The organism is Variovorax sp. YR750 (genome assembly GCF_900109805.1).
Classification (GTDB): domain Bacteria; phylum Pseudomonadota; class Gammaproteobacteria; order Burkholderiales; family Burkholderiaceae_C; genus Variovorax; species Variovorax gossypii.
The window spans coordinates 19,366-38,595 of the sequence record NZ_FOBJ01000018.1; the positions used below are offsets into that span (position 1 = coordinate 19,366).

Consider the following 19,230-nt stretch of genomic DNA (forward strand, 5'->3'; position numbering starts at 1 on the left):
CACACCCCGATTAGGAGAACCACGCCATGAACGCTCCCGACAAGTTCGCCCTGAACACCGCCACCGACCCGCGCCACGACCCCACGCGCGTGATCCGCGCCCCGCGCGGCAGCGAGCTCAACTGCAAGAGCTGGCTCACCGAGGCCCCCTTCCGCATGCTGCAGAACAACCTCGACGCCGAGGTGGCCGAGCGCCCGCAGGACCTCGTGGTGTACGGCGGCATCGGCCGCGCCGCGCGCGACTGGGCCTGCTTCGACCAGATCCTCGCCTCGCTGAAGGAACTGAATGACGACGAGACGCTGCTGATTCAATCGGGCAAGCCCGTCGGCGTTTTCAAGACGCACGAGAACGCGCCGCGCGTGCTGCTGGCCAATTCGAACCTCGTGCCGAAGTGGGCCAACTGGGAGCATTTCAACGAGCTCGACCGCAAGGGCCTCTTCATGTACGGCCAAATGACGGCAGGAAGCTGGATCTACATCGGCAGCCAGGGCATCGTGCAGGGCACCTTCGAGACCTTCGTGGAAGCCGGCCGCCAGCACTACAGCAACAGCCTCGCGGGCAAGTGGATCCTCACGGCCGGCCTGGGCGGCATGGGCGGCGCGCAGCCGCTGGCCGCCACGCTGGCCGGCGCGGTGTCGCTGAACATCGAGTGCCAGCAGTCGAGCATCGACTTCCGCCTGCGCACGCGCTATGTCGACAAGCAGGCGCGCGACATCGACCACGCCTTCGAGCTCATCAAGCAGCACTGCGACGCGAAGGAAGCCGTGTCGATCGCGCTGCTGGGCAACGCGGCCGAGATCCTGCCGGAGCTGGTGAAGCGCGCGAAGGCCGGTGGCCTCAAGCCCGACCTCGTGACCGACCAGACCTCCGCGCACGACCTCATCAACGGCTACCTGCCCGCCGGCTGGAGCGTGCCGCAATGGCAGGCCGCCATGAAGGACGCCTCGCAGCACGACGCGCTGAAGAAGGCCGCCGCCAAGTCGTGCGCCGTGCACGTGCAGGCCATGCTCGACTTCCAGGCCATGGGCATTCCCACGGTCGACTACGGCAACAACATCCGCCAGGTGGCCTTCGACGAGGGCGTGAAGAACGCCTTCGACTTCCCGGGCTTCGTGCCTGCCTACATCCGCCCGCTGTTCTGCGAAGGCAAGGGCCCGTTCCGCTGGGTGGCGCTCTCGGGCGACCCGGAGGACATCTACAAGACCGACGCCAAGATCAAGGAGCTGTTCCCCGAGAACAAGCACACGCACCGCTGGCTTGACATGGCGCGCGAGCGCATCGCCTTCCAGGGCCTGCCCGCGCGCATCTGCTGGCTGGGCCTGGGCGAGCGCCACATCGCGGGCCTGGCCTTCAACGAGATGGTGAAGAACGGCGAGCTGAAGGCGCCGATCGTCATCGGTCGCGACCACCTCGACACCGGCTCGGTCGCCAGCCCCAACCGCGAGACCGAGGCGATGAAGGACGGCACCGATGCCGTGAGCGACTGGCCGCTGCTCAACGCGCTGCTCAACACGGCCGGCGGCGCCACCTGGGTCAGCCTGCACCACGGCGGCGGCGTGGGCATGGGCTACTCGCAGCATTCGGGCGTGGTGATCGTGTGCGACGGCACCGACGCGGCAGCCAAGCGCATCGAGCGCGTGCTCTTCAACGACCCGGCCACCGGCGTGATGCGCCATGCCGACGCGGGCTACGACATCGCCGTCGCCACCGCGAAGAAGCAGGGCCTGAAGCTGCCGATGGTGAAGTGATGGCGGGCGCAGCCTTGCCCGATTCCCTGGAATTGCAGCGCCGCGTGCGGGAGCGCGTGGACGACGAGCTCGTCGCGCAATTCCAGCGCGACGGCGCAGTCTGCATCCGCCAGCTGCTCACGCCCGACGAGCTCGCGCTGCTGCGCGACGGCATCGAGGCCAACCTCGCCGCGCCCAGCCCGCGCGCCAAGATCGCGAGCCGGCCCGACGATCCGGGCCGCTTTTTCGAGGACTTCTGCAACTGGCAGGAGATCGGCGAATTCCGTCGCTTCATCTTCGAGGCGCCGCTCGCGCAACTCGCGCAGCGGTTGATGGGCTCGAACACCGTGCGCCTGTACCACGACCACCTGCTCGTGAAGGAGCCCGGCACGAGGCAGCGCACGCCGTGGCACCAGGACCAGCCCTACTACAACATCGAGGGCGAACAGAACGTCAGCATGTGGATTCCGGTCGACCCGGTGTCGCGCGCCGCCACGCTCGAATTCGTGGCCGGCTCCCACAAGGGGCCGTGGCTGATGCCGCGCACCTTCATGGACAACCACGCCAAGTGGTTCCCCGAAGGCAGCCTGGAAGACCTGCCCGACATCGAGGGCGCGCGCGAGCGCTTTCCCATCGTGGGCTGGAATATCGAGCCCGGAGACTTCGTCTGCTTCCACATGCTCACGCTGCATGCGGCGGCCGGCGTGGAAGGGCCGAACCGGCGCCGCGTGTTCTCGGTGCGCTTCCTGGGCGACGACATCCGCCACGCGCCGCGCAGCTGGAAGACCTCGCCCGATTTCCCCGGGCTGGCCGACACACTGCCGGCGGGCGCGCCCATGGACGACGCGCGCTTCCCGCTGCTGGTGGGCTAGCTCCGCTTTAAGCCGAAGGTAGAAAGAAAAAGCAGGCCCATTCCCACTCGATGGGAATGAAGGCTTGGAAGTGGGAACGGCGGGCAAGATACTGCACGCCGGTTCCATTCATCCGATCGACCGCATGACGACCCCGCCCGACGCCCCCGCCAACGACCGCGCGCTCTTCGTGCTGTCGGTGCTGGCGCAGAGCAAGGCGGCGATGACCGCGGCCGAGCTGGTGCGGGCCACCGGCCTGTCGCAGAGCACGCTGTACCGGCAGATCGCCACGCTGCGCCGCTGGGGCTTCGTGATGGAGTCCGACGGCCGCTACTCGCCGGGCCCGGTCAGCGTGCAGCTGGCCACCGGCTTCGACGGCAACTCCGACCTCGTGATCGCCGCGCGCGCCGACATGCGCGCGCTGGCGCAGCAAAGCCACGAGAGCGTGGCGCTGGTCACGGCCGTGAACGATCGCGTCGTGTGCCTGGAGATGATCGACAGCGAGCAGTCGCTGCGCTGCTCCTTCGACCGCGGCCGCAGCGTGCCCGCGCGCGATGGCGCCAGCGCCAAGTGCCTGCTGGCCCACATGCCGCTCGACCAGCGCGACGCCCTGCTCGACGGGCTCGCCGAAAGCCCCGAGCGCCGCGCCGAGCGCGCCGCCGAACTCGACGCCATCCGCGAAGCCGGCCATGCCGTGACCCACGGCGAGGTCGATGCCGGCGTGTGGGGCGCGAGCGCGCCGGTGCTTTCCCCGGGCCGGCGCCTGCGCGGCGCGATCACGCTGATGGCGCCGCTCACGCGCGTCGAGGGCATGGAAGCTGCATTGCTCCACATGACCGTCGTCACGGCGGCCCGCATCTCGCGGGCGCTGCAGTAGCCGCTGCCGCTTCTTTTCTTCTTCCTCCCTCATTCACACCACGAAAGTCCCTGCCATGAACACCCGCCGCTCCATCGTCGCCGCCGCTCTTTCCGGCCTTGCCATCTTCGGTTTCGCGGGTGCCGCGCACGCGCAGGGCGAGCCGCTGCGCGTGGCCACCGACGCCACCTTCCCGCCGATGGAATTCGTGGAGAACGGCAAGCGCACCGGCTTCGACGTGGAGCTGGTCGAGGCCATCGGCAAGACGCTGGGCCGCAAGATCGAGTGGATCGACATCGACTTCAAGGGCCTGGTGCCGGGTCTCATTTCGAAGCGCTTCGACATGGCCGTCTCGGGCATCTACATCACCGACGAGCGCAAGAAGGTCGTCGACTTCACCGTGCCCTACTACGCGGGCGGCCTCGTGGTGATGGTGAAGGACGGCAACACGGCGATCAAGACCCCGGCCGACATCAACGGAAAGAAGGTCAGCGTGCAGGTGGGCACCAAGTCGGTGAGCTACACGAAGGAGAAATTCCCGCAGGTGCAGCTGATGGAGGTCGAGAAGAACCAGGAGATGTTCAACCTCGTCGACATCGGCCGCGCCGACGCCGCCGTGACCGGCAAGCCCGCCGCCTACCAGTACGTGCGTACGCGCGGTGGTCTGAAGGTGCTGCCCGAGCAGATCACCACCGAGGAATACGGCATGGCCATCCGCAAGGACACGCCCGAGCTGACCAAGGCGGTGAACGGCGCGATCGAGAAGCTGAAGGCCGACGGCACCTACGACCAGATCGTCAAGAAGTGGTTCAGCGCCAGCGCGAAGTAAGCCCGCCATGGATCTCGATTTCTCGCCGGTCTGGGAAGGCTGGCCCGACCTGCTGCGCGGCGCGCTTGTCACGGTGGAGATCACCGCCTGCGCGCTCGCACTGGGCTGCCTGCTGGGCCTGCTGGTCGGCATCGGCCGGCTGAACCCGAAGCGGCGCTGGCTCTATGGCGCATGCACCGCCTACGTGGCGGCCATCCGCGGCACGCCGCTGCTGGTGCAGCTGTTCATTCTGTTCTTCGGCCTGCCGCACTTCGGCATCCTGCTGCCGGCATTCGTGTGCGGCGTGCTGGGGCTCGGCGTGTATTCGGGCGCCTACGTGTCGGAGATCGTGCGCGGCGCGATCCAGTCGATCGACAAGGGGCAGACCATGGCGGCGCAGTCGCTGGGCATGACGCCCGGCCTCGCGATGCGCCACATCGTGCTGCCGCAGGCGGTGGTGCGCATGATCCCGCCGCTGGGCAACGAGTTCATCGCGCTGATCAAGAACTCGGCGCTGGTGTCGCTGCTGACGATTCACGACGTGATGCACGAGGGGCAGAAGATCATCAGCGTGTCGTACCGCTCGCTGGAGGTTTACCTGGCCATCGCGGTCGTGTACTTCGTGCTCACCGGCACGATGACGCTGGTGCTGCGGCACTTCGAACAGCGGCTGCGCCAGGGCGGAATGGTGCGATGAGCGGCGGCGTGCTTCGTCATTTCTCGCGCGCCTCGCTGCCCGTGACGCCATGGAAGAACGGCGGCGGCACCACGCAGGAAGTCGCCAGTTGGCCGCAGGGCGCGGGGCTCGACAGCTTCGGCTGGCGCGTGAGCATCGCCACCATCGCGGCGGCGGGGCCTTTCTCGGTGTTCGCGGGCGTGGACCGCAGCATCACGCTGCTCGAAGGCGACGGCGTGCGGCTCTTCGCGCACGACGGGCGCATCGACCACCGGCTCGACGTGTCGCACCGGCCCTTTGCCTTCAGCGGCGACGAGGCCATCGACTGCACGCTGCTCGGCGGCGCTTCCAACGACTTCAACGTGATGACGCGGCGCGGCCAGTGGCGCGCCGACGTGCGAGTGCTGGACGACGCCACGCCCATCGAGGCAGCGCCGCACGGCGTGCTGCTGGCGCTGCGCGGTGCGTGGCGCCTGAACGATGAAACCTGCCGCGAAGGCGAGGGCCTGCAGTGGGCCGATGCAACACAGGCTTGGCAGGCGATGCCCGGGGGCGCCGATGCACGGCTGCTCGCGGTGCGCATCCTGCCGGCGTAACCTGCAGACGCAACAACAGGAACGACGATGAAATCCGTCATCAACGAATTCCCCTCGGCCGACGGCCTCTGGACCGGCATCCGCCTCGCTACCGATGCGAACGTGGAAGGCGCCATCGTGGTGGAGCAGGGCGTGATCCGCTGGGTCGGCGCTCGCAGCGTGCTTCCCGCCGAATTCGCCGGACTCGAGAAGCACGACGGCGGCGGTGCGCTGGTCACGCCGGGGCTCGTCGACTGCCACACGCACCTCGTCTACGGCGGCCAACGCGCCAACGAATTCGCGATGCGACTCGCAGGCGCCACGTACGAAGAAGTGGCGAAGGCCGGCGGCGGCATCGTCTCGTCGGTGCGCGCCACGCGCGAGGCCGATGAAGACACGCTCTTCGCGCAAGCCGCGCCACGGCTCGAGCAACTGCTGGCCGACGGCGTGTGCGCCATCGAGATCAAGTCGGGCTACGGCCTTTCGCTGGAGCACGAACGCAAGCAGCTTCGCGTGGCGCGACGCCTCGGCGAAGCCTATGGCGTCACGGTGCGCACGACATTCCTCGGCGCGCACGCGCTGCCGCCCGAGTACGCAGGCCGCAGCGGCGACTACATCGACCTCGTCTGCAACGAGATGCTGCCCGCGCTCGCGGCCGAAGGGCTGGTCGACGCGGTGGATGTGTTCTGCGAACGCATCGCCTTCTCGCTCGCCGAGACCGAGCAGGTCTTCAAGGCCGCGAAGGCACTGGGCCTGCCGGTGAAGCTGCATGCGGAGCAGCTCTCGGACATGGGCGGTGCCGCGCTGGCCGCGCGCTACGGCGCGCTGTCGTGCGACCACATCGAGCACCTGTCGGCCGAAGGCATCGAGGCGATGCGCCGCTCCGGCACCGTGGCCGTGCTGCTGCCGGGCGCCTACTACACGCTGCGCGACACCCACCTGCCGCCCATCGCCGCGCTGCGGGCCGCGGGCGTGCCGATGGCGGTGTCCACCGACCACAACCCCGGCACCTCGCCCGCGCTGAGCCTGCTGCTGATGGTGAACATGGCCTGCACGCTGTTCCGCCTCACGGTGCCCGAGGCGCTGGACGGCGTCACCGTGCACGCGGCGCGCGCGCTGGGCCTGCAGGACACGCACGGCGCCATCGCGCCCGGGATGCCCGCCAACTTCGTGCTGTGGAACGTGCGCGAAGCGGCCGAGCTCGCCTACTGGTTCGGACAGCAGCCCGTGCGCGCGGTGGTGCGGCAGGGGCGCATCGCCATTGGAGCCAACGCATGACGACAAACACTCTTTTCGCGGCCGATGCGCTGCTGCCCGAGGGCTGGGCCAGGAACGTCCTGCTGGCCTGGGACGATGCGGGCCGGCTCACGCAGGTGCAGGCCAACGCGTCGCGGCCCGCCGACACGGAGGCCGCGCGCGGCCCCGTGATCCCCGGCACGCCCAACCTGCATTCGCACGCCTTCCAGCGCGCCTTCGCGGGCCTCACCGAGCATCGCGCCGAGCAGCACGACAGCTTCTGGAGCTGGCGCACGCTGATGTACCGCTTCGCCGCGCGGCTCGGCCCGCAGCACATGGAAGCCATCGCGACCTGGCTCTACACCGAGATGCTGGAAGCGGGCTACACCGGCGTGTGCGAGTTCCAGTACGTGCACCACGACGTGGACGGCCGCCCGTACGCCGACGACGCCACGCTGAGCCTCGCACTGCTGAGCGCCGCGAAGAAGACCGGCATCGGCTTCACGCTGCTGCCGGTGCTCTACCAGACCGGCGGCTTCGGCGAGCAGCCGCCCACGGAGGGGCAGCGGCGCTTCGTCCGCTCCACCGAATCGATGCTGCGCCTGCTCGAAGCGCTCAAGCCCCAGTGCGACGCGCAGGGCGCACGCCTGGGCCTCGCGCCGCATTCGCTTCGCGCCGTGCCGCCCGAAGGCTTGCGCGATGCGATCGCGGGGCTCGAAGCCATCGACCGCACAGCGCCCATCCACATCCACATCGCCGAGCAGACGAAGGAAGTGGACGACTGCGTGGCCTGGAGCGGCCTGCGCCCGGTGGAGTGGCTGCTCGACCACGCGCCGGTCGACGAGCGCTGGTGCCTCGTGCACGCCACCCACATGAACGACGCCGAGTACGAATACGCGGCCCGCAGCGGCGCGGTGGCGGGCCTGTGCCCGACCACCGAGGCGAACCTCGGCGACGGCATCTTCGACTTCGCCAAGTGGCGCAGCCATGGCGGCGCCTGGGGCGTGGGCTCGGACAGCCACGCCAGCGTGAACGCGGCCGAGGAACTGCTGATGCTCGAATACAGCCAGCGCCTGGCCCGGCGCCAGCGCAACGTCGGCGCCAGCACGGCGCAGCCGCATGTCGCCACCGCGCTGACGCTGGAGGCGGTGCAGGGCGGGGCGCGAGCCTCGGGCCGTGCCGTGGCCGGTCTCGCGGCGGGGCAGCAGGCCGACTTCGCGGTGCTCGATGCCTCGCACGTCGCGCTGCAGGGCTTGTCGGCGCCCGATATGCTTTCGGCCCACGTCTTCGCGAGCCACCGCACCTCGGCCATCGACAGCGTCCGGGTGGCGGGCCGCACGCGCGTCTCGGCCGGCCGCCACGCGCTGCACGACGAAGCCGCCGCTGCCTTCGTGGCCGCGCGCACCCAATTGCTACAGGATTGATCCCCACCATGGCCTTCACCTCCAACGAGCCGCCGTTCCGCTTCCGCCAGGGCACGCGCCCGCTGCTGATCTCGATGCCGCACGTCGGCACCCATGTGCCGCCCGCGCTGGCCGCCCGGCTCACCGAAGAGGCGCGCCACGTGCCCGACACCGACTGGCACCTCGAGCGGCTCTACGACTTCGCCGACGAACTGGGCGCATCGGTGCTCGTCGCCACGCATTCGCGCTACGTGATCGACCTGAACCGTCCGCCGGACGGCGCGAGCCTGTACCCGGGCCAGAGCGTCACCGGCCTTTGCCCGCTCGACACCTTCGACGACACGCCGCTGTACGCCAACGCCGCCGACGTGCCGGGCGAGGCCGAGGTCGCCGAGCGTCGCGACGCCATCTGGCAGCCCTACCACGCCAAGCTGGCCGAAGAACTCGCCCGCATCCGCGCGCAGCACGGCGTGGCCGCGCTGTGGGACGCGCACTCCATCCGCTCGGTGCTGCCGCGCTTCTTCGAAGGCAAGCTGCCCGACCTGAACCTGGGCACCGGCAAGGGCATCAGCTGCGACCCGGCGCTGGCGCAGACGCTGCTGGGCATCGCCGAGAGCGCCACCGGCTACACGGGCGTGCTCAACGGCCGCTTCACCGGCGGCTACATCACGCGCAACTACGGCAACCCCGCGCAGAACGTGCACGCGGTGCAGCTGGAGATGACGCAGTCGAGCTACATGCAGGAAAAGCTGCCCTTCGACTACCTGCCCGAGGTGGCGGCGGGCGTGCAGCCGCATGTGCGGCGCATGATCGAGGCGGTGCTGGCCTTCGTCGAAGGCCGCGCAAAGAACTGACGGCGGGCAGGGACAGGGCCTCTTCCTACAATCGGGGCCTATGAAGCCCCTCGTCTACACCCGCGGCCAGGCACTGCCCGGCATCCTCGCCAAGCGCATCGCCATCCTCGATGGCGCCATGGGCACGATGATCCAGCGCTTCAAGCTCACCGAGGAGCAGTACCGCGGCGAGCGCTTCAAGGATTTCGATCGCGACATCAAGGGCAACAACGAGCTGCTGTCGCTCACGCGGCCCGACGTGATCCGCGACATCCACGAGGGCTACCTCGCGGCCGGCGCCGACCTGATCGAGACCAACACCTTCGGCGCGACCACCATCGCGCAGGAGGACTACAAGATGGCGCACCTTGCGCGCGAGATGAACCTCGAATCCGCGAAGCTCGCGCGCGCTGCCTGCGACAAGTTCAGTACGCCCGACAAGCCGCGCTTCGTGGCCGGCGCCCTGGGCCCGACGCCCAAGACGGCGAGCATCAGCCCCGACGTGAACGACCCGGGCGCGCGCAACGTCAACTTCGAGGAGCTGCGCGCGGCCTACTACGAGCAGACCGAGGCGCTGGTCGAGGGCGGCGCCGACGTGATCCTGGTCGAGACCATCTTCGACACGCTCAACGCCAAGGCCGCGCTGTTCGCGGTCGACGAGTACTTCCACAACAGCGGGCAGCGCCTGCCGCTCATCATCAGCGGCACGGTGACCGACGCCTCGGGCCGCATCCTCAGCGGCCAGACCGTCACCGCCTTCTGGCACAGCGTGCGCCACGCGCAGCCGCTGGCCATCGGCCTGAACTGCGCGCTGGGCGCGGCGCTGATGCGCCCGTACATCCAGGAGCTGGCGCGCGTGGCCGGCGACACCTTCATCAGCTGCTATCCGAACGCGGGCCTGCCCAACCCGATGAGCGACACCGGCTTCGACGAGACGCCGGATGTCACCTCGCGGCTGCTGCACGAGTTCGCGGCCGAAGGGCTGGTGAACATCGTGGGCGGCTGCTGCGGCACGACGCCGGATCACATCGCGGCGATCGGCAAGGCAGTGGCGCCTGTTGCGGGCCGTGCCCTCGGCAGCAGTAACGCCGCCGGCTTCTACAAAGAGGCTGCGTAGCTGGCTCTCCCCCAGGCTTCGCGCACTTCGCGTCGCTGCGCCAACCCCCTCCGGGGGCAACACCTGCGGCCCGGCGAAGCCGGTTCCGCGGTGTTCCTGGAATCAGGCCTGCGCTGATTGACGGGCTGGGGCCCCCGGCCTAGGCTGGGCGCAAGGAGCCTTGCCATGAACTCACTCGCACAACGCTGGGCCGCCATCGGCGCGCTTGCCCTGGCGCTTCCGCTCGCGGCGCAGGCACAGCAGGCCTTCACGCGCGGCGCGGTCAACCTGCGCGCCGGGCCTTCGGGCGACTATCCGCTGGTGGCGCGGCTCGGACCGGGCCAGCCGCTCGAGGTGGTCGGCTGCACCAGCGGCTATGGCTGGTGCGACGTGGTGCTGCCCGACGGCGGGCGCGGCTGGATCTGGGCGCGCAACCTCGACTACGCCTACCAGGAGCAGCGCGTGCCGCTGGTCACCTACGGCGCGCTGATCGGCGTGCCGATCATCGGCTTCGCGATCGGCAGCTACTGGGCCGACTACTACCGCGACCGGCCTTGGTACGGCGACCGGCGCTGGTGGGGCAGCAGGCCGCCTCCGCCGCCCGTGGCGGGCTGGCGTCCGCCGCCGCCGGTGCGGCCGGGGTGGCAGCCTCATCCGTGGCAGCCGGGGCCTGGTTTCCGTCCACCCGGTCCAGGGTTCCGCCCGCCGCCTGGGCCGGGCTTCCGGCCACCGCATCCGCCCGGCGTTCGTCCGCCGGTCGATCCGGGCGTCAGGCCGCCACGGCCGCAGCCGGGATTCCGTCCGGGGCCGCCGCCGGGCATGCCGCACCCGCATCCGGGTGGGGGCGGGCATCGCGGGGGCGGTCATGGCGATGGCCGCGGTGACGGTCGTGGTGAGGGGCGCGGCGGCGGCCACGGAGGCGGGCACCGGAACTGAGTGCCGCCACCGTCCTCAATCTCCGGCGACGTGCACCACGCGCTTGCCGAAATTGCGTCCCTGAAGCAGGCCGATGAATGCGGCCGGCGCGTTCTCCAGTCCGTCGACGCGGTCCTCGCGCAGCGTGATGCGGCCGGCGGCGACCCATTCGTCCATCTCGCGGCGGAAGGCGTCGAAGCGCTCGCCGTAGTGGTCGAGGATGACGAAGCCCTGCATGCGGATGCGCTTCTGCAGCAACGCCGCCATCAGCAGCGGCAGCCGGTTCGGGCCAGAGGGCAGTTCCTCGCTGTTGTAGTCGGCGATGTGCCCGCACACCGGCACGCGCGCGCCGACGTTGAGCAGCGGCAGCACCGCGTCGAACACCGCGCCGCCGACGTTCTCGAAATAGACGTCGATGCCTTCGGAGCAGGCGGCGGTGAGGCGTGCGGCGAACTCCGGGTCGTGGCGGTCGAGGCAGGCGTCGAAGCCCAGCGTCTCGACCGCGTACCGGCACTTGTCCGCCCCGCCCGCGATGCCGACCACGCGCGCGCCCTTGAGCCTTGCGATCTGCCCGACCACCGAGCCGACCGCGCCGGTCGCCGCGGCCACCACCACGGTCTCTCCGGGCTTCGGCTGGCCGATGTCGAGCAGGCCCACATGCGCGGTGAACGCCGGCATGCCCAGCCCGCCCAGTGCCAGCGAGGGCCGCGCCATGTCGCCGAGCGGCATCAGGTCCTGGCCGTCGGACAGCGCGTAGTCCTGCCAGCCGGCGTTGCCGAGCACGAGATCACCGGGCCGGAACTGCGGATTCCTTGAAGCGACGACGCGGTTGACCGTGCCGCCCGGCATCGGCTCGCCCACCTGCACCGAGGCGGGCGCGTAGAGCGGCGGGATCTCGTCCATCAGCTGGCGCATGTACGGATCGAGCGACAGGTGCAGCGTGCGCAGCAGCACCTGGCCGTCGCCGGGCGTGGGAACGGGGCTTTCCTCGAGGCGGAAGTTCTCCGGCATGGGAAGGCCGCGCGGCCGGGCGGCGAGGACGATGCGGCGGTTGACGTTGCTCTGGGACATGGGTCGTGGCTCCTTGGTGAATAGACCAGTCGTCTAGTGGATGGGCGAAAAAAAGCGGGAGCGCGCTCGCCTCCCGCTTCGGGGGTTTCAGTGGTCCGAAGACAGGCCCAGCTGCTGCCGGGTGTCGCGCATGGCTGCGTCCAGCGACGAGCGGTCGCGCGTGATCTTGGCCAGCAGGCTGGCGCCGAGCCAGCGCTGGTAGAGCGCGATGGCGACGCCCTGGGCGTCCTGCCCCTGCGGCATCGACCCGATCGAGCCATCGGCCCGCCCGGCCTCGATGCAGCCTGCAAGCCGGTCGGTGATGCCGCGCGTTCCGCGCGCGAGCGCCGAGCGCATGCTCTCGGACAGGTCGCAGACCTCCGCGCCGAGCTTGACGACGAGGCAGCGGCTTTGCGCCTCGTCGCCGGTCTGCGAGTCGAGCCAGTCGTCGAAATAGGCGATCAGCCGCTGGGCGGCGGTGCCGGGCCCGTCGGTCAGGAGGGTGTCGGTGCGCCCCAGGTACTCGGTGAAATAGGCTTCCAGCACCGCCTCGCCGAAGACTTCCTTGGAGCCGAAGTAGTGATAGAACGAGCCCTTCGGCACCTTCGCCGCCGCCAGTACTTCGGCCAGCCCGACGCCGGTGAAGCCCTTTCGCAGCAGCAGCGGGTGGGCCACGTCGAGGATGTGCTGGCGGACGTCGGTGATGGGGGCGATCGCGGTCATGGGCCGCACTCTAGCGGCAATTAGACCAGTCGTCTAGTCGCTCAGATTTCGCCTGTCTTGGGGCTGCATTCACCGGCCGGTGCCCGGCCCTTGGCGATCAGATTCACGAAATGCTGGGCTCCCAGGCCGAGTGGGCGCTCACGTGACCACACCACGTCCACCCACAGGTCCAGCCCGTTGCTGAGGTTCTCGAACGGGATCTCGACCAGCGCACCCGCCGCCACGTGCGGCCCGGCGAAGTTGCGCGCCAGCCAGCCCCAGCCCAGTCCGGCGGTGATCAGGCTCAGCGCGGCCAGCGCGTTGTCGGTGCGCCAGACGTGGCGCGCGAACACGAAGCGCGGGTCGCTGGTGGCGAGGTCGCGGCCGGCCACGACGATCTGGCGAGTGTTGGTCAGGTGGTCCTCGCGCAGCCGGCCGCCGTTGGCCGTGAGCACGGGGTGGTCGGGCGCCATCACCGCCACCATGAGCTCGCTGCCCACTTCCTGGAAGCCTTCGCGCCCGTCGAGGCTGGGGCGCTCGAACACCAGCGCCAGTTGAGCTCGCCCGCTGTGCAGCAGCGCCAGCGCGTCGGCCTGCGGGGCCGCCAGCACCTCGACCTGCAGCAGCGGATGCTCCCGCGCCAGCTCGGCCAGCGGGCCGCTCCAGGGCGCGGCCAGCAGCTCGGGCGCGATGGCCAGCGTGAGCCGGTCTTCCAGCCCCTGCGTGAGCGCCAGCGCCTGCACCTGCAGCTGCTTGAGCTGGGCCGCCAGCAGCCGCGCCTGAGGCTCCAGCGAACGCGCGGCGGGGGTGGGCTGGGGCTCGCGGCCGCTGCGGTCGAACAGCTGCAGGTCGAGTTCGGCCTCGAGGTTGGCGATGGCCATGCTCACGGCCGACGGCACCCTGCCCAGCGCCCGTGCGGCGGCCGAGAAAGAGCCGTGGTCGATCACGGCCAGGAAGACTTCGACGTTGTCGCTGGAAAAAGCCATGGCATCTGACCTATCAATAAAACTGAAATAAGTTAACTTTTTATATCAGCAAACAACAAATAAAGTCCAGTCATCGCATCAACGAACACAGAGAGAAAGCCATGCAAGGGATTCAGCGTCGCATCGTCTACATCAGCCTCTACGAAGGCATCGCCATCGTGGCCGCCAGCGCCGGACTGGCCCTGATGACGGACGCCGGCCTGGGCCATTCGGGCGTGATGGCGGTGGCCGCATCGGTCATCGCGGTGATCTGGAACCTGATCTTCAACTCGCTCTTCGAGCGCTGGGAGTCGCGCCAGGTCGTGCGGGGACGCAGCCTGCGCCGCCGCATCGCGCACGCCATCGGCTTCGAGGGCGGCCTGATCGCCTTCCTGGTGCCGATGTTCGCCTGGGGCCTGGGCGTCACGCTCTGGCAGGCGCTGGTGATGGACCTGGGGCTGGTGGTGTTCTTCCTGGTCTACACCTTCGTCTTCAACTGGGGCTTCGACCGCGTGTTCGGCCTGCCGGCCTCGGCCGCCGCCAAGGTGCCGGTCACGGCCTGAGGCCGGGCCGGACCTCCCCCGCCTTCTCTGTCGCCCTCCCTGCCGGTCATGGCGGGGAGGGCGTTTTTCTTTTCTCGCCGGCCGCCCACATTTCGAGCGCGGCCTGAAGGCGCAACGCCTCCTGCGGCGTGAAGAGCTCGGCCTGCAGCTGCGTCCGCGTGGCTTCGTCGGCGGCGGCGTAGCGCGAGAGGCGGCTCTGCCAGTCCTGCTCCTGCTGGTCGAGTGCGGCGAGCCGTTGCGCCGCCTCGTGGCCGTATTGCTGGGAGCGCTCCGCGAAGCGTTCCTGCGGGCTCGCGCCGCGCGCCTCCAGCGCGGCGGTCTGCTCGCCCACGGCCAGTTGCGCGGTGCTGGCCACGCGGTCGGCCCGCTGCTCGGGCGTGAGCCAGGTCTCCTCGGTCTTCGCGAGGGCCTCGCGCTTCTGCTCGGGCGTGAGGCTCCTGTTGCGCTCGATCTCCAGCTTCTCGACGCTGAATCGGTCGAATTTCTCCTCGGCGCCGAACAGGCCCTCGACCTCTTCGGGAGCGAAGTAGCGCGCCCTGATGCCTGCGCGCGCATCGAGGATCCTGCGCAGCCCCGCCGGATCGCCGATGTCGGCCGCCGGCAGCGCCTCCAGCGCGTTGCGATAGTCGATGTACCGCTCCAGCAGGCCCAGCGCGCGCACTCGCCACTCGGGCGGCAGGTATTTGTCGATCTTCGCGCGCATCTCGGCCATCAGGCCTTCCTTGTCGCGGGCCTGGCTGTCGTTGAGCATCTGCTCGAAGGTGCGCAGCAGGCCGGGCGTCAGCAGCGGATCGGGAGCGTGGACGCTTGTGCCGGATGCGGCGGTGGAGACGGCCGGCAGCGCGGACGAGGCGGCCGGCCGGGCCGCCGAAGCGACCGCGGGAGCCGGCGCTTCCTCGCCGCCGGCCAGCCACCACGCCGCGCCCGCTGCCAGCGCCACCGCGGCCGCCGCGAGCGGCCGCAGGAGCTTGCAGGGCATCGTTTCCTCAGAGGCCGAGCTGCTTCAGCTTCGCCGCCTGGTTCACGTAGAGCGTCACCGGGCTCACCGAGAACAGGTCGCGCAGCCCGAGCATCTGGTTGACCTCGTCCAGGTGGTTCTGCCGGTAGCTGCCGAGGTAGGTGCCCAGGCGCGCGCTGCAGGTCGACACCAGGCCGTCGTTGGCTTCGCCGTGCACCACGCCCGCCAGCGACAGCGGGTAGTCGGACGCGTCGAACACGTTGGTCAGCGGCTGGTTGCCCGACCAGGAGAAGTAGCGCACGCCGTTGACCAGCTCGGAGCCGTTGCCGCAGGCCGTGGTGGGCACGCCGTCGGGGAACTTGGCGTTGAACTTCGCCGAGCCGGCGGTGTTGAGCGAGTTCAGCGCGCCCAGCCCGTTCTGCGGCGTGTTGTTGCCCGAGAGGATGCCGATGAGGCTGGAAAACGCGTTGACCACGCTCACCACCACGGCCCGGCTGATGCTGCCGTCCGGCAGCGTGTCGCCGAGCACGTCGGCCACCTTGCTGCCCTTGTGCGGGCTGCCCACCGTGGTGACCGAGGCCACCAGCTGCGGCGCCACGCCCGAGACGTAGCGCGCGGTCGGGCCGCCGTGCGAATGACCGATCAGGTTGACCTTGCTCGCGCCGGTCAGCGCCAGCACGTCCTTGACCTGCTTGAGCAGCTGCTCGCCGCGCACCTCGCTGCTGTTGGTGGCCGCCACCTCGGCGACGAAGACCTTGGCGCCCTGGGCGCGCAGCTCGCCGGGGATGCCGTACCAGTAGTCGATGCCCGCGACGGTGTCGAAGCCCAGCATGCCGTGCACCAGCACGATCGGATAGGTCGTCTGCGCGCTGGTGTTGGCCGCCTGCGCCGTCTGCGTCATGGGCGCGAGCGCCAGCATGCCGCACACCAGCAGCGCGCCGGCCGTCCGCCGTGCCGCGCCGTTCTTCCTGCCCGTCGTCTTTGTCCTCGAAGCCGCAATCCTCTTCAGTCGAATCATCGGAACTCCCTTTGTGGGTTGATCGGTTGGGGGGCACGCAAAAAAGAACGAGCGTGCACTTTTCATTCTGCGAAACAGACGGGGGTGGGAGCGATCCGGACTTTCCCTTTCATGATTCGGACTTACTCCTGCAGTAACTGCAGCGCATGCGAGGGCGATAGACTCCCCCAACCCGCGCACGAATAACCGCTTTTGCCCCCGAGTCCAACCATGTCTTCCCCAATGCCGCCTCCCATGAAGCTCTCAGGCCTGGAGCCGGTCTCCATCGGCGAAGGCACGCTGTTCGTCAACATCGGCGAGCGCACCAACGTCACGGGCTCCAAGGCCTTCGCGCGCATGATCCTCAACGGCCAGTTCGAAGAAGCGCTGGCCGTGGCGCGCCAGCAGGTCGAGAACGGCGCGCAGGTGATCGACGTGAACATGGACGAGGCCATGCTCGACAGCAAGGCCGCGATGGTCCGCTTCCTCAACCTCATCGCCAGCGAGCCCGACATCGCGCGCGTGCCGGTGATGGTCGACAGCTCGAAGTGGGAGGTCATCGAGGCGGGCCTGCGCTGCATCCAGGGCAAGGGCATCGTCAACTCCATCTCCATGAAGGAGGGCGTCGACAAGTTCAAGCACGAGGCCATGCTGGTGAAGCGCTACGGCGCCGCCGCCGTGGTGATGGCCTTCGACGAGAAGGGCCAGGCCGACACCTACGCGCGCAAGATCGAGATCTGCGAGCGCGCCTACCGCATCCTGGTGGACGAGGTGGGCTTCCCGCCCGAGGACATCATCTTCGACCCGAACATCTTCGCCATTGCCACCGGCATCGAGGAGCACGACAACTACGCGGTCGACTTCATCGAGGCCGTGCGCTGGATCAAGCAGAACCTGCCGGGTGCGAAGGTGTCGGGCGGCGTGTCGAACGTGAGCTTCAGCTTCCGCGGCAACGACCCGGTGCGCGAGGCCATCCACACCGTGTTCCTGTACCACGCGATCAAGGCGGGCATGGACATGGGCATCGTCAACGCAGGCATGGTGGGCGTGTACGACGACCTCGAGCCCGGCCTGCGCGAGCGCGTCGAAGACGTGGTGCTCAACCGCCGCCCCGATGCCGGCGAACGCCTCGTCGAAGTGGCCGAGACCGCCAAGAGCGGCGCCAAGGACGACAGCAAGAAGCTCGAATGGCGCGGCACGCCGGAGAACCCGGTGCCGGTCAACCAGCGCCTGTCGCACGCGATGGTGCACGGCATCACCGACTTCATCGTCGAAGACACGGAAGAGGCCTACCGCGCGATCCTCGCCACCGGCGGCCGTCCGCTGCACGTGATCGAAGGCCCGCTGATGGACGGCATGAACATCGTGGGCGACCTGTTCGGTCAGGGCAAGATGTTCCTGCCGCAGGTGGTGAAGTCGGCGCGCGTGATGAAGTCGGCCGTGGCCCACCTCATTCCCTACATCGAGGAAGAAAAGCGCCAGGACGAGGCCGCGGGCCGCGACGTGCGCACCAAGGGCAAGATCATCATCGCCACCGTGAAGGGCGACGTGCACGACATCGGCAAGAACATCGTCACCGTCGTGCTCCAGTGCAACAACTTCGAAGTGGTGAACATGGGCGTGATGGTCCCGTGCCACGAAATCCTGGCCAAGGCGAAGGTCGAGGGCGCGGACATCGTGGGCCTGTCGGGCCTCATCACGCCGAGCCTGGAAGAAATGCAGTACGTGGCCGGCGAGATGCAGAAGGACGACCACTTCCGCATCAAGAAGATTCCGCTGCTGATCGGCGGCGCCACCACCAGCCGCGTGCACACGGCCGTGAAGATCGCGCCGCACTACGAGGGCCCCGTGGTCTACGTGCCCGACGCCTCGCGCAGCGTGAGCGTGGCGCAGAGCCTGCTGAGCGACCAGGCCACGGCGTACATCGACGAGATCAACGCCGACTACCACAAGGTGCGCGAGCAGCACGCCAACAAGAAGCAGGTGCCGCTGTGGCCGCTCGCGAAGGCGCGCGCCAACAAGACGCCCGTCGACTTCGCGAACTACCTGCCGCCGGTGCCCAAGTTCATCGGACGGCGCGTGTTCAGGAACTTCGACCTGACCGAGCTCGCGAAGTACATCGACTGGGGCCCGTTCTTCCAGACCTGGGATCTGGCGGGCCCGTTCCCGGCCATCCTGAAGGACGAGGTCGTCGGCACCGAGGCCGTGCGCGTGTACGGCGACGGCCAGCGCATGCTCAAGCGCCTCATCGAGGGCCGCTGGCTCAGCGCGAGCGGCGTGGTCGGCTTCTGGCCCGCCAATACGGTGAACGACGACGACATCGAGCTGTACACCGACGAGTCGCGCAGCGAAGTGGCGCTCACCTGGTACGGCATGCGCCAGCAGACCGAGAAGCACGAGATCGACGGCGTGATGCGCCCGAGCCGCTGCCTGGCCGACTTCGTGGCGCCGAAGGGCAGCGGCGTGAAGGACTACGTGGGCATGTTCGCCGTCACGGCCGGCCTGGGCGTGGAGAAGAAGGAAAAGTACTTCGTCGACGACCTCGACGACTATTCGGCCATCATGCTCAAGGCCCTGGCCGACCGGCTGGCCGAGGCCTTCGCCGAGGCGCTGCACCACCGCGTGCGCACCGACCTCTGGGGCTACGCGAGCGACGAGAGCCTGAGCAACGACGACATGATCGCGGAGAAGTACCGCGGCATCCGCCCCGCGCCCGGCTACCCGGCATGCCCCGACCACAGCGTGAAGAAGCCCATGTTCGACCTTCTGAACTGCGCGGACATTGGCATGAGCCTGACGGAAAGCCTCGCTATGATGCCCGCCGCCAGCGTGAGCGGGTTCTACCTGAGCCACCCCGATTCGACGTACTTCAACGTCGGCAAGATCGGGCACGACCAGTTGCAGGACCAGGCCGCGCGGCGCAAGGAAAGCGAAGCCGACCTCGAGCGCCTGCTCGCGCCCAATCTTTGAACCTGCCGGCCGGTGCGGCCGCCCGGCGCGGGGAGTTGTTATTCAGAAG

18 protein-coding genes are annotated in these 19,230 nt (G+C 69.1%); 13 read left to right on the forward strand and 5 right to left on the reverse strand.

Annotation, left to right across the window (positions count from 1 at the left end; genetic code table 11):
* Positions 1-26 precede the first annotated feature (26 nt).
* The 11 genes from hutU to BMY35_RS30465 all read left to right on the forward strand — a co-directional run bounded on the left by hutU (position 27) and on the right by BMY35_RS30465 (position 10,997).
* Positions 27-1,748 carry a urocanate hydratase gene (hutU, locus tag BMY35_RS30415; RefSeq protein ID WP_093206737.1) on the forward strand — a complete coding sequence of 574 codons (1,722 nt, stop codon included), beginning with the start codon at positions 27-29 and terminating at the stop codon, positions 1,746-1,748.
* Positions 1,748-2,599: a phytanoyl-CoA dioxygenase family protein gene (locus BMY35_RS30420; protein WP_093206738.1), complete on the forward strand. Its 852-nt coding sequence runs from the start codon at positions 1,748-1,750 to the stop codon at positions 2,597-2,599. Before hutU ends, BMY35_RS30420 begins: the two co-directional genes overlap by 1 nt.
* Positions 2,600-2,723: 124 nt before the next feature.
* Positions 2,724-3,455, forward strand: coding sequence for an IclR family transcriptional regulator (locus tag BMY35_RS30425; protein ID WP_093206958.1), 732 nt, complete (start codon positions 2,724-2,726; stop codon positions 3,453-3,455).
* A 55-nt stretch (positions 3,456-3,510) separates the two neighbouring features.
* The gene (locus tag BMY35_RS30430; RefSeq protein WP_093206739.1) at positions 3,511-4,263 is read left to right on the forward strand and encodes a transporter substrate-binding domain-containing protein; all 753 of its coding nucleotides are present in this window, start codon (positions 3,511-3,513) and stop codon (positions 4,261-4,263) included.
* 7 nt (positions 4,264-4,270) lie between these two features.
* Positions 4,271-4,939, forward strand: a complete 669-nt coding sequence (locus BMY35_RS30435; RefSeq protein WP_093206740.1) for an amino acid ABC transporter permease — start codon at positions 4,271-4,273, stop codon at positions 4,937-4,939.
* Positions 4,936-5,514, forward strand: coding sequence for a HutD/Ves family protein (locus BMY35_RS30440; protein ID WP_093206741.1), 579 nt, complete (start codon positions 4,936-4,938; stop codon positions 5,512-5,514). The genes BMY35_RS30435 and BMY35_RS30440 overlap by 4 nt, the downstream gene beginning before the upstream one ends.
* Positions 5,515-5,541: 27 nt before the next feature.
* Positions 5,542-6,771 carry an imidazolonepropionase gene (gene hutI, locus BMY35_RS30445; protein ID WP_093206742.1) on the forward strand — a complete coding sequence of 410 codons (1,230 nt, stop codon included), beginning with the start codon at positions 5,542-5,544 and terminating at the stop codon, positions 6,769-6,771.
* On the forward strand, positions 6,768-8,153 hold the full coding sequence (locus tag BMY35_RS30450; protein ID WP_093206743.1) for a formimidoylglutamate deiminase: 1,386 nt from the start codon (positions 6,768-6,770) through the stop codon (positions 8,151-8,153). The genes hutI and BMY35_RS30450 overlap by 4 nt, the downstream gene beginning before the upstream one ends.
* 8 nt (positions 8,154-8,161) lie before the next feature.
* A complete protein-coding gene (gene hutG, locus BMY35_RS30455; protein WP_093206744.1) occupies positions 8,162-8,986 on the forward strand; it encodes an N-formylglutamate deformylase in 825 nt (274 codons plus the stop codon).
* A 40-nt stretch (positions 8,987-9,026) separates the two neighbouring features.
* Positions 9,027-10,082, forward strand: a complete 1,056-nt coding sequence (locus BMY35_RS30460) for a homocysteine S-methyltransferase family protein (RefSeq protein WP_093206745.1) — start codon at positions 9,027-9,029, stop codon at positions 10,080-10,082.
* 165 nt (positions 10,083-10,247) lie between these two features.
* Positions 10,248-10,997: an SH3 domain-containing protein gene (locus BMY35_RS30465; RefSeq protein WP_093206746.1), complete on the forward strand. Its 750-nt coding sequence runs from the start codon at positions 10,248-10,250 to the stop codon at positions 10,995-10,997.
* Between the two features lie 15 nt (positions 10,998-11,012).
* On the opposite strand, the gene BMY35_RS30470 is transcribed toward BMY35_RS30465, so the two are convergent.
* The 3 genes from BMY35_RS30470 to BMY35_RS30480 all read right to left on the reverse strand — a co-directional run bounded on the left by BMY35_RS30470 (position 11,013) and on the right by BMY35_RS30480 (position 13,714).
* Positions 11,013-12,047: an NADP-dependent oxidoreductase gene (locus tag BMY35_RS30470; protein ID WP_093206747.1), complete on the reverse strand. Its 1,035-nt coding sequence runs from the start codon at positions 12,045-12,047 to the stop codon at positions 11,013-11,015.
* A gap of 87 nt (positions 12,048-12,134) precedes the next feature.
* A complete protein-coding gene (locus BMY35_RS30475; protein WP_093206748.1) occupies positions 12,135-12,749 on the reverse strand; it encodes a TetR/AcrR family transcriptional regulator in 615 nt (204 codons plus the stop codon).
* Between the two features lie 41 nt (positions 12,750-12,790).
* Positions 12,791-13,714, reverse strand: a complete 924-nt coding sequence (locus tag BMY35_RS30480) for a LysR family transcriptional regulator (RefSeq protein ID WP_093206749.1) — start codon at positions 13,712-13,714, stop codon at positions 12,791-12,793.
* Between the two features lie 101 nt (positions 13,715-13,815).
* Here BMY35_RS30480 and BMY35_RS30485 point away from each other — a divergent pair, with 101 nt between their 5' ends.
* The gene (locus tag BMY35_RS30485; RefSeq protein WP_093206750.1) at positions 13,816-14,256 is read left to right on the forward strand and encodes a PACE efflux transporter; all 441 of its coding nucleotides are present in this window, start codon (positions 13,816-13,818) and stop codon (positions 14,254-14,256) included.
* Between the two features lie 46 nt (positions 14,257-14,302).
* Here the strand turns inward: BMY35_RS30485 and BMY35_RS30490 are convergent, their stop codons facing one another.
* Positions 14,303-15,235, reverse strand: a complete 933-nt coding sequence (locus BMY35_RS30490; RefSeq protein ID WP_093206751.1) for a lipase secretion chaperone — start codon at positions 15,233-15,235, stop codon at positions 14,303-14,305.
* A 7-nt stretch (positions 15,236-15,242) separates the two neighbouring features.
* Complete coding sequence (locus tag BMY35_RS30495) at positions 15,243-16,133, reverse strand: esterase/lipase family protein (protein ID WP_093206961.1); 891 nt, start codon at positions 16,131-16,133, stop codon at positions 15,243-15,245.
* 309 nt (positions 16,134-16,442) lie between these two features.
* On the opposite strand from BMY35_RS30495, the gene metH reads away from it, so the two are divergent.
* A complete protein-coding gene (metH, locus tag BMY35_RS30500; protein ID WP_093206752.1) occupies positions 16,443-19,181 on the forward strand; it encodes a methionine synthase in 2,739 nt (912 codons plus the stop codon).
* Positions 19,182-19,230 lie beyond the last annotated feature (49 nt).

Bases quoted from the DNA above. Each gene is read 5' to 3' on its own strand.
- hutG (WP_093206744.1), top strand. From the start codon at position 8,162: ATGGCCTTCACCTCCAACGAGCCGCCGTTCCGCTTCCGCCAGGGCACG.
- BMY35_RS30490 (WP_093206751.1), bottom strand. From the start codon at position 15,235: ATGCCCTGCAAGCTCCTGCGGCCGCTCGCGGCGGCCGCGGTGGCGCTG.
- BMY35_RS30470 (WP_093206747.1), bottom strand. From the start codon at position 12,047: ATGTCCCAGAGCAACGTCAACCGCCGCATCGTCCTCGCCGCCCGGCCG.
- BMY35_RS30465 (WP_093206746.1), top strand. From the start codon at position 10,248: ATGAACTCACTCGCACAACGCTGGGCCGCCATCGGCGCGCTTGCCCTG.
- BMY35_RS30435 (WP_093206740.1), top strand. From the start codon at position 4,271: ATGGATCTCGATTTCTCGCCGGTCTGGGAAGGCTGGCCCGACCTGCTG.
- BMY35_RS30450 (WP_093206743.1), top strand. From the start codon at position 6,768: ATGACGACAAACACTCTTTTCGCGGCCGATGCGCTGCTGCCCGAGGGC.
- hutU (WP_093206737.1), top strand. From the start codon at position 27: ATGAACGCTCCCGACAAGTTCGCCCTGAACACCGCCACCGACCCGCGC.
- hutI (WP_093206742.1), top strand. From the start codon at position 5,542: ATGAAATCCGTCATCAACGAATTCCCCTCGGCCGACGGCCTCTGGACC.
- BMY35_RS30495 (WP_093206961.1), bottom strand. From the start codon at position 16,133: ATGCTGGCGCTCGCGCCCATGACGCAGACGGCGCAGGCGGCCAACACC.
- BMY35_RS30430 (WP_093206739.1), top strand. From the start codon at position 3,511: ATGAACACCCGCCGCTCCATCGTCGCCGCCGCTCTTTCCGGCCTTGCC.
- BMY35_RS30420 (WP_093206738.1), top strand. From the start codon at position 1,748: ATGGCGGGCGCAGCCTTGCCCGATTCCCTGGAATTGCAGCGCCGCGTG.
- BMY35_RS30460 (WP_093206745.1), top strand. From the start codon at position 9,027: ATGAAGCCCCTCGTCTACACCCGCGGCCAGGCACTGCCCGGCATCCTC.
- BMY35_RS30480 (WP_093206749.1), bottom strand. From the start codon at position 13,714: ATGGCTTTTTCCAGCGACAACGTCGAAGTCTTCCTGGCCGTGATCGAC.
- BMY35_RS30440 (WP_093206741.1), top strand. From the start codon at position 4,936: ATGAGCGGCGGCGTGCTTCGTCATTTCTCGCGCGCCTCGCTGCCCGTG.
- BMY35_RS30485 (WP_093206750.1), top strand. From the start codon at position 13,816: ATGCAAGGGATTCAGCGTCGCATCGTCTACATCAGCCTCTACGAAGGC.
- metH (WP_093206752.1), top strand. From the start codon at position 16,443: ATGTCTTCCCCAATGCCGCCTCCCATGAAGCTCTCAGGCCTGGAGCCG.
- BMY35_RS30475 (WP_093206748.1), bottom strand. From the start codon at position 12,749: ATGACCGCGATCGCCCCCATCACCGACGTCCGCCAGCACATCCTCGAC.
- BMY35_RS30425 (WP_093206958.1), top strand. From the start codon at position 2,724: ATGACGACCCCGCCCGACGCCCCCGCCAACGACCGCGCGCTCTTCGTG.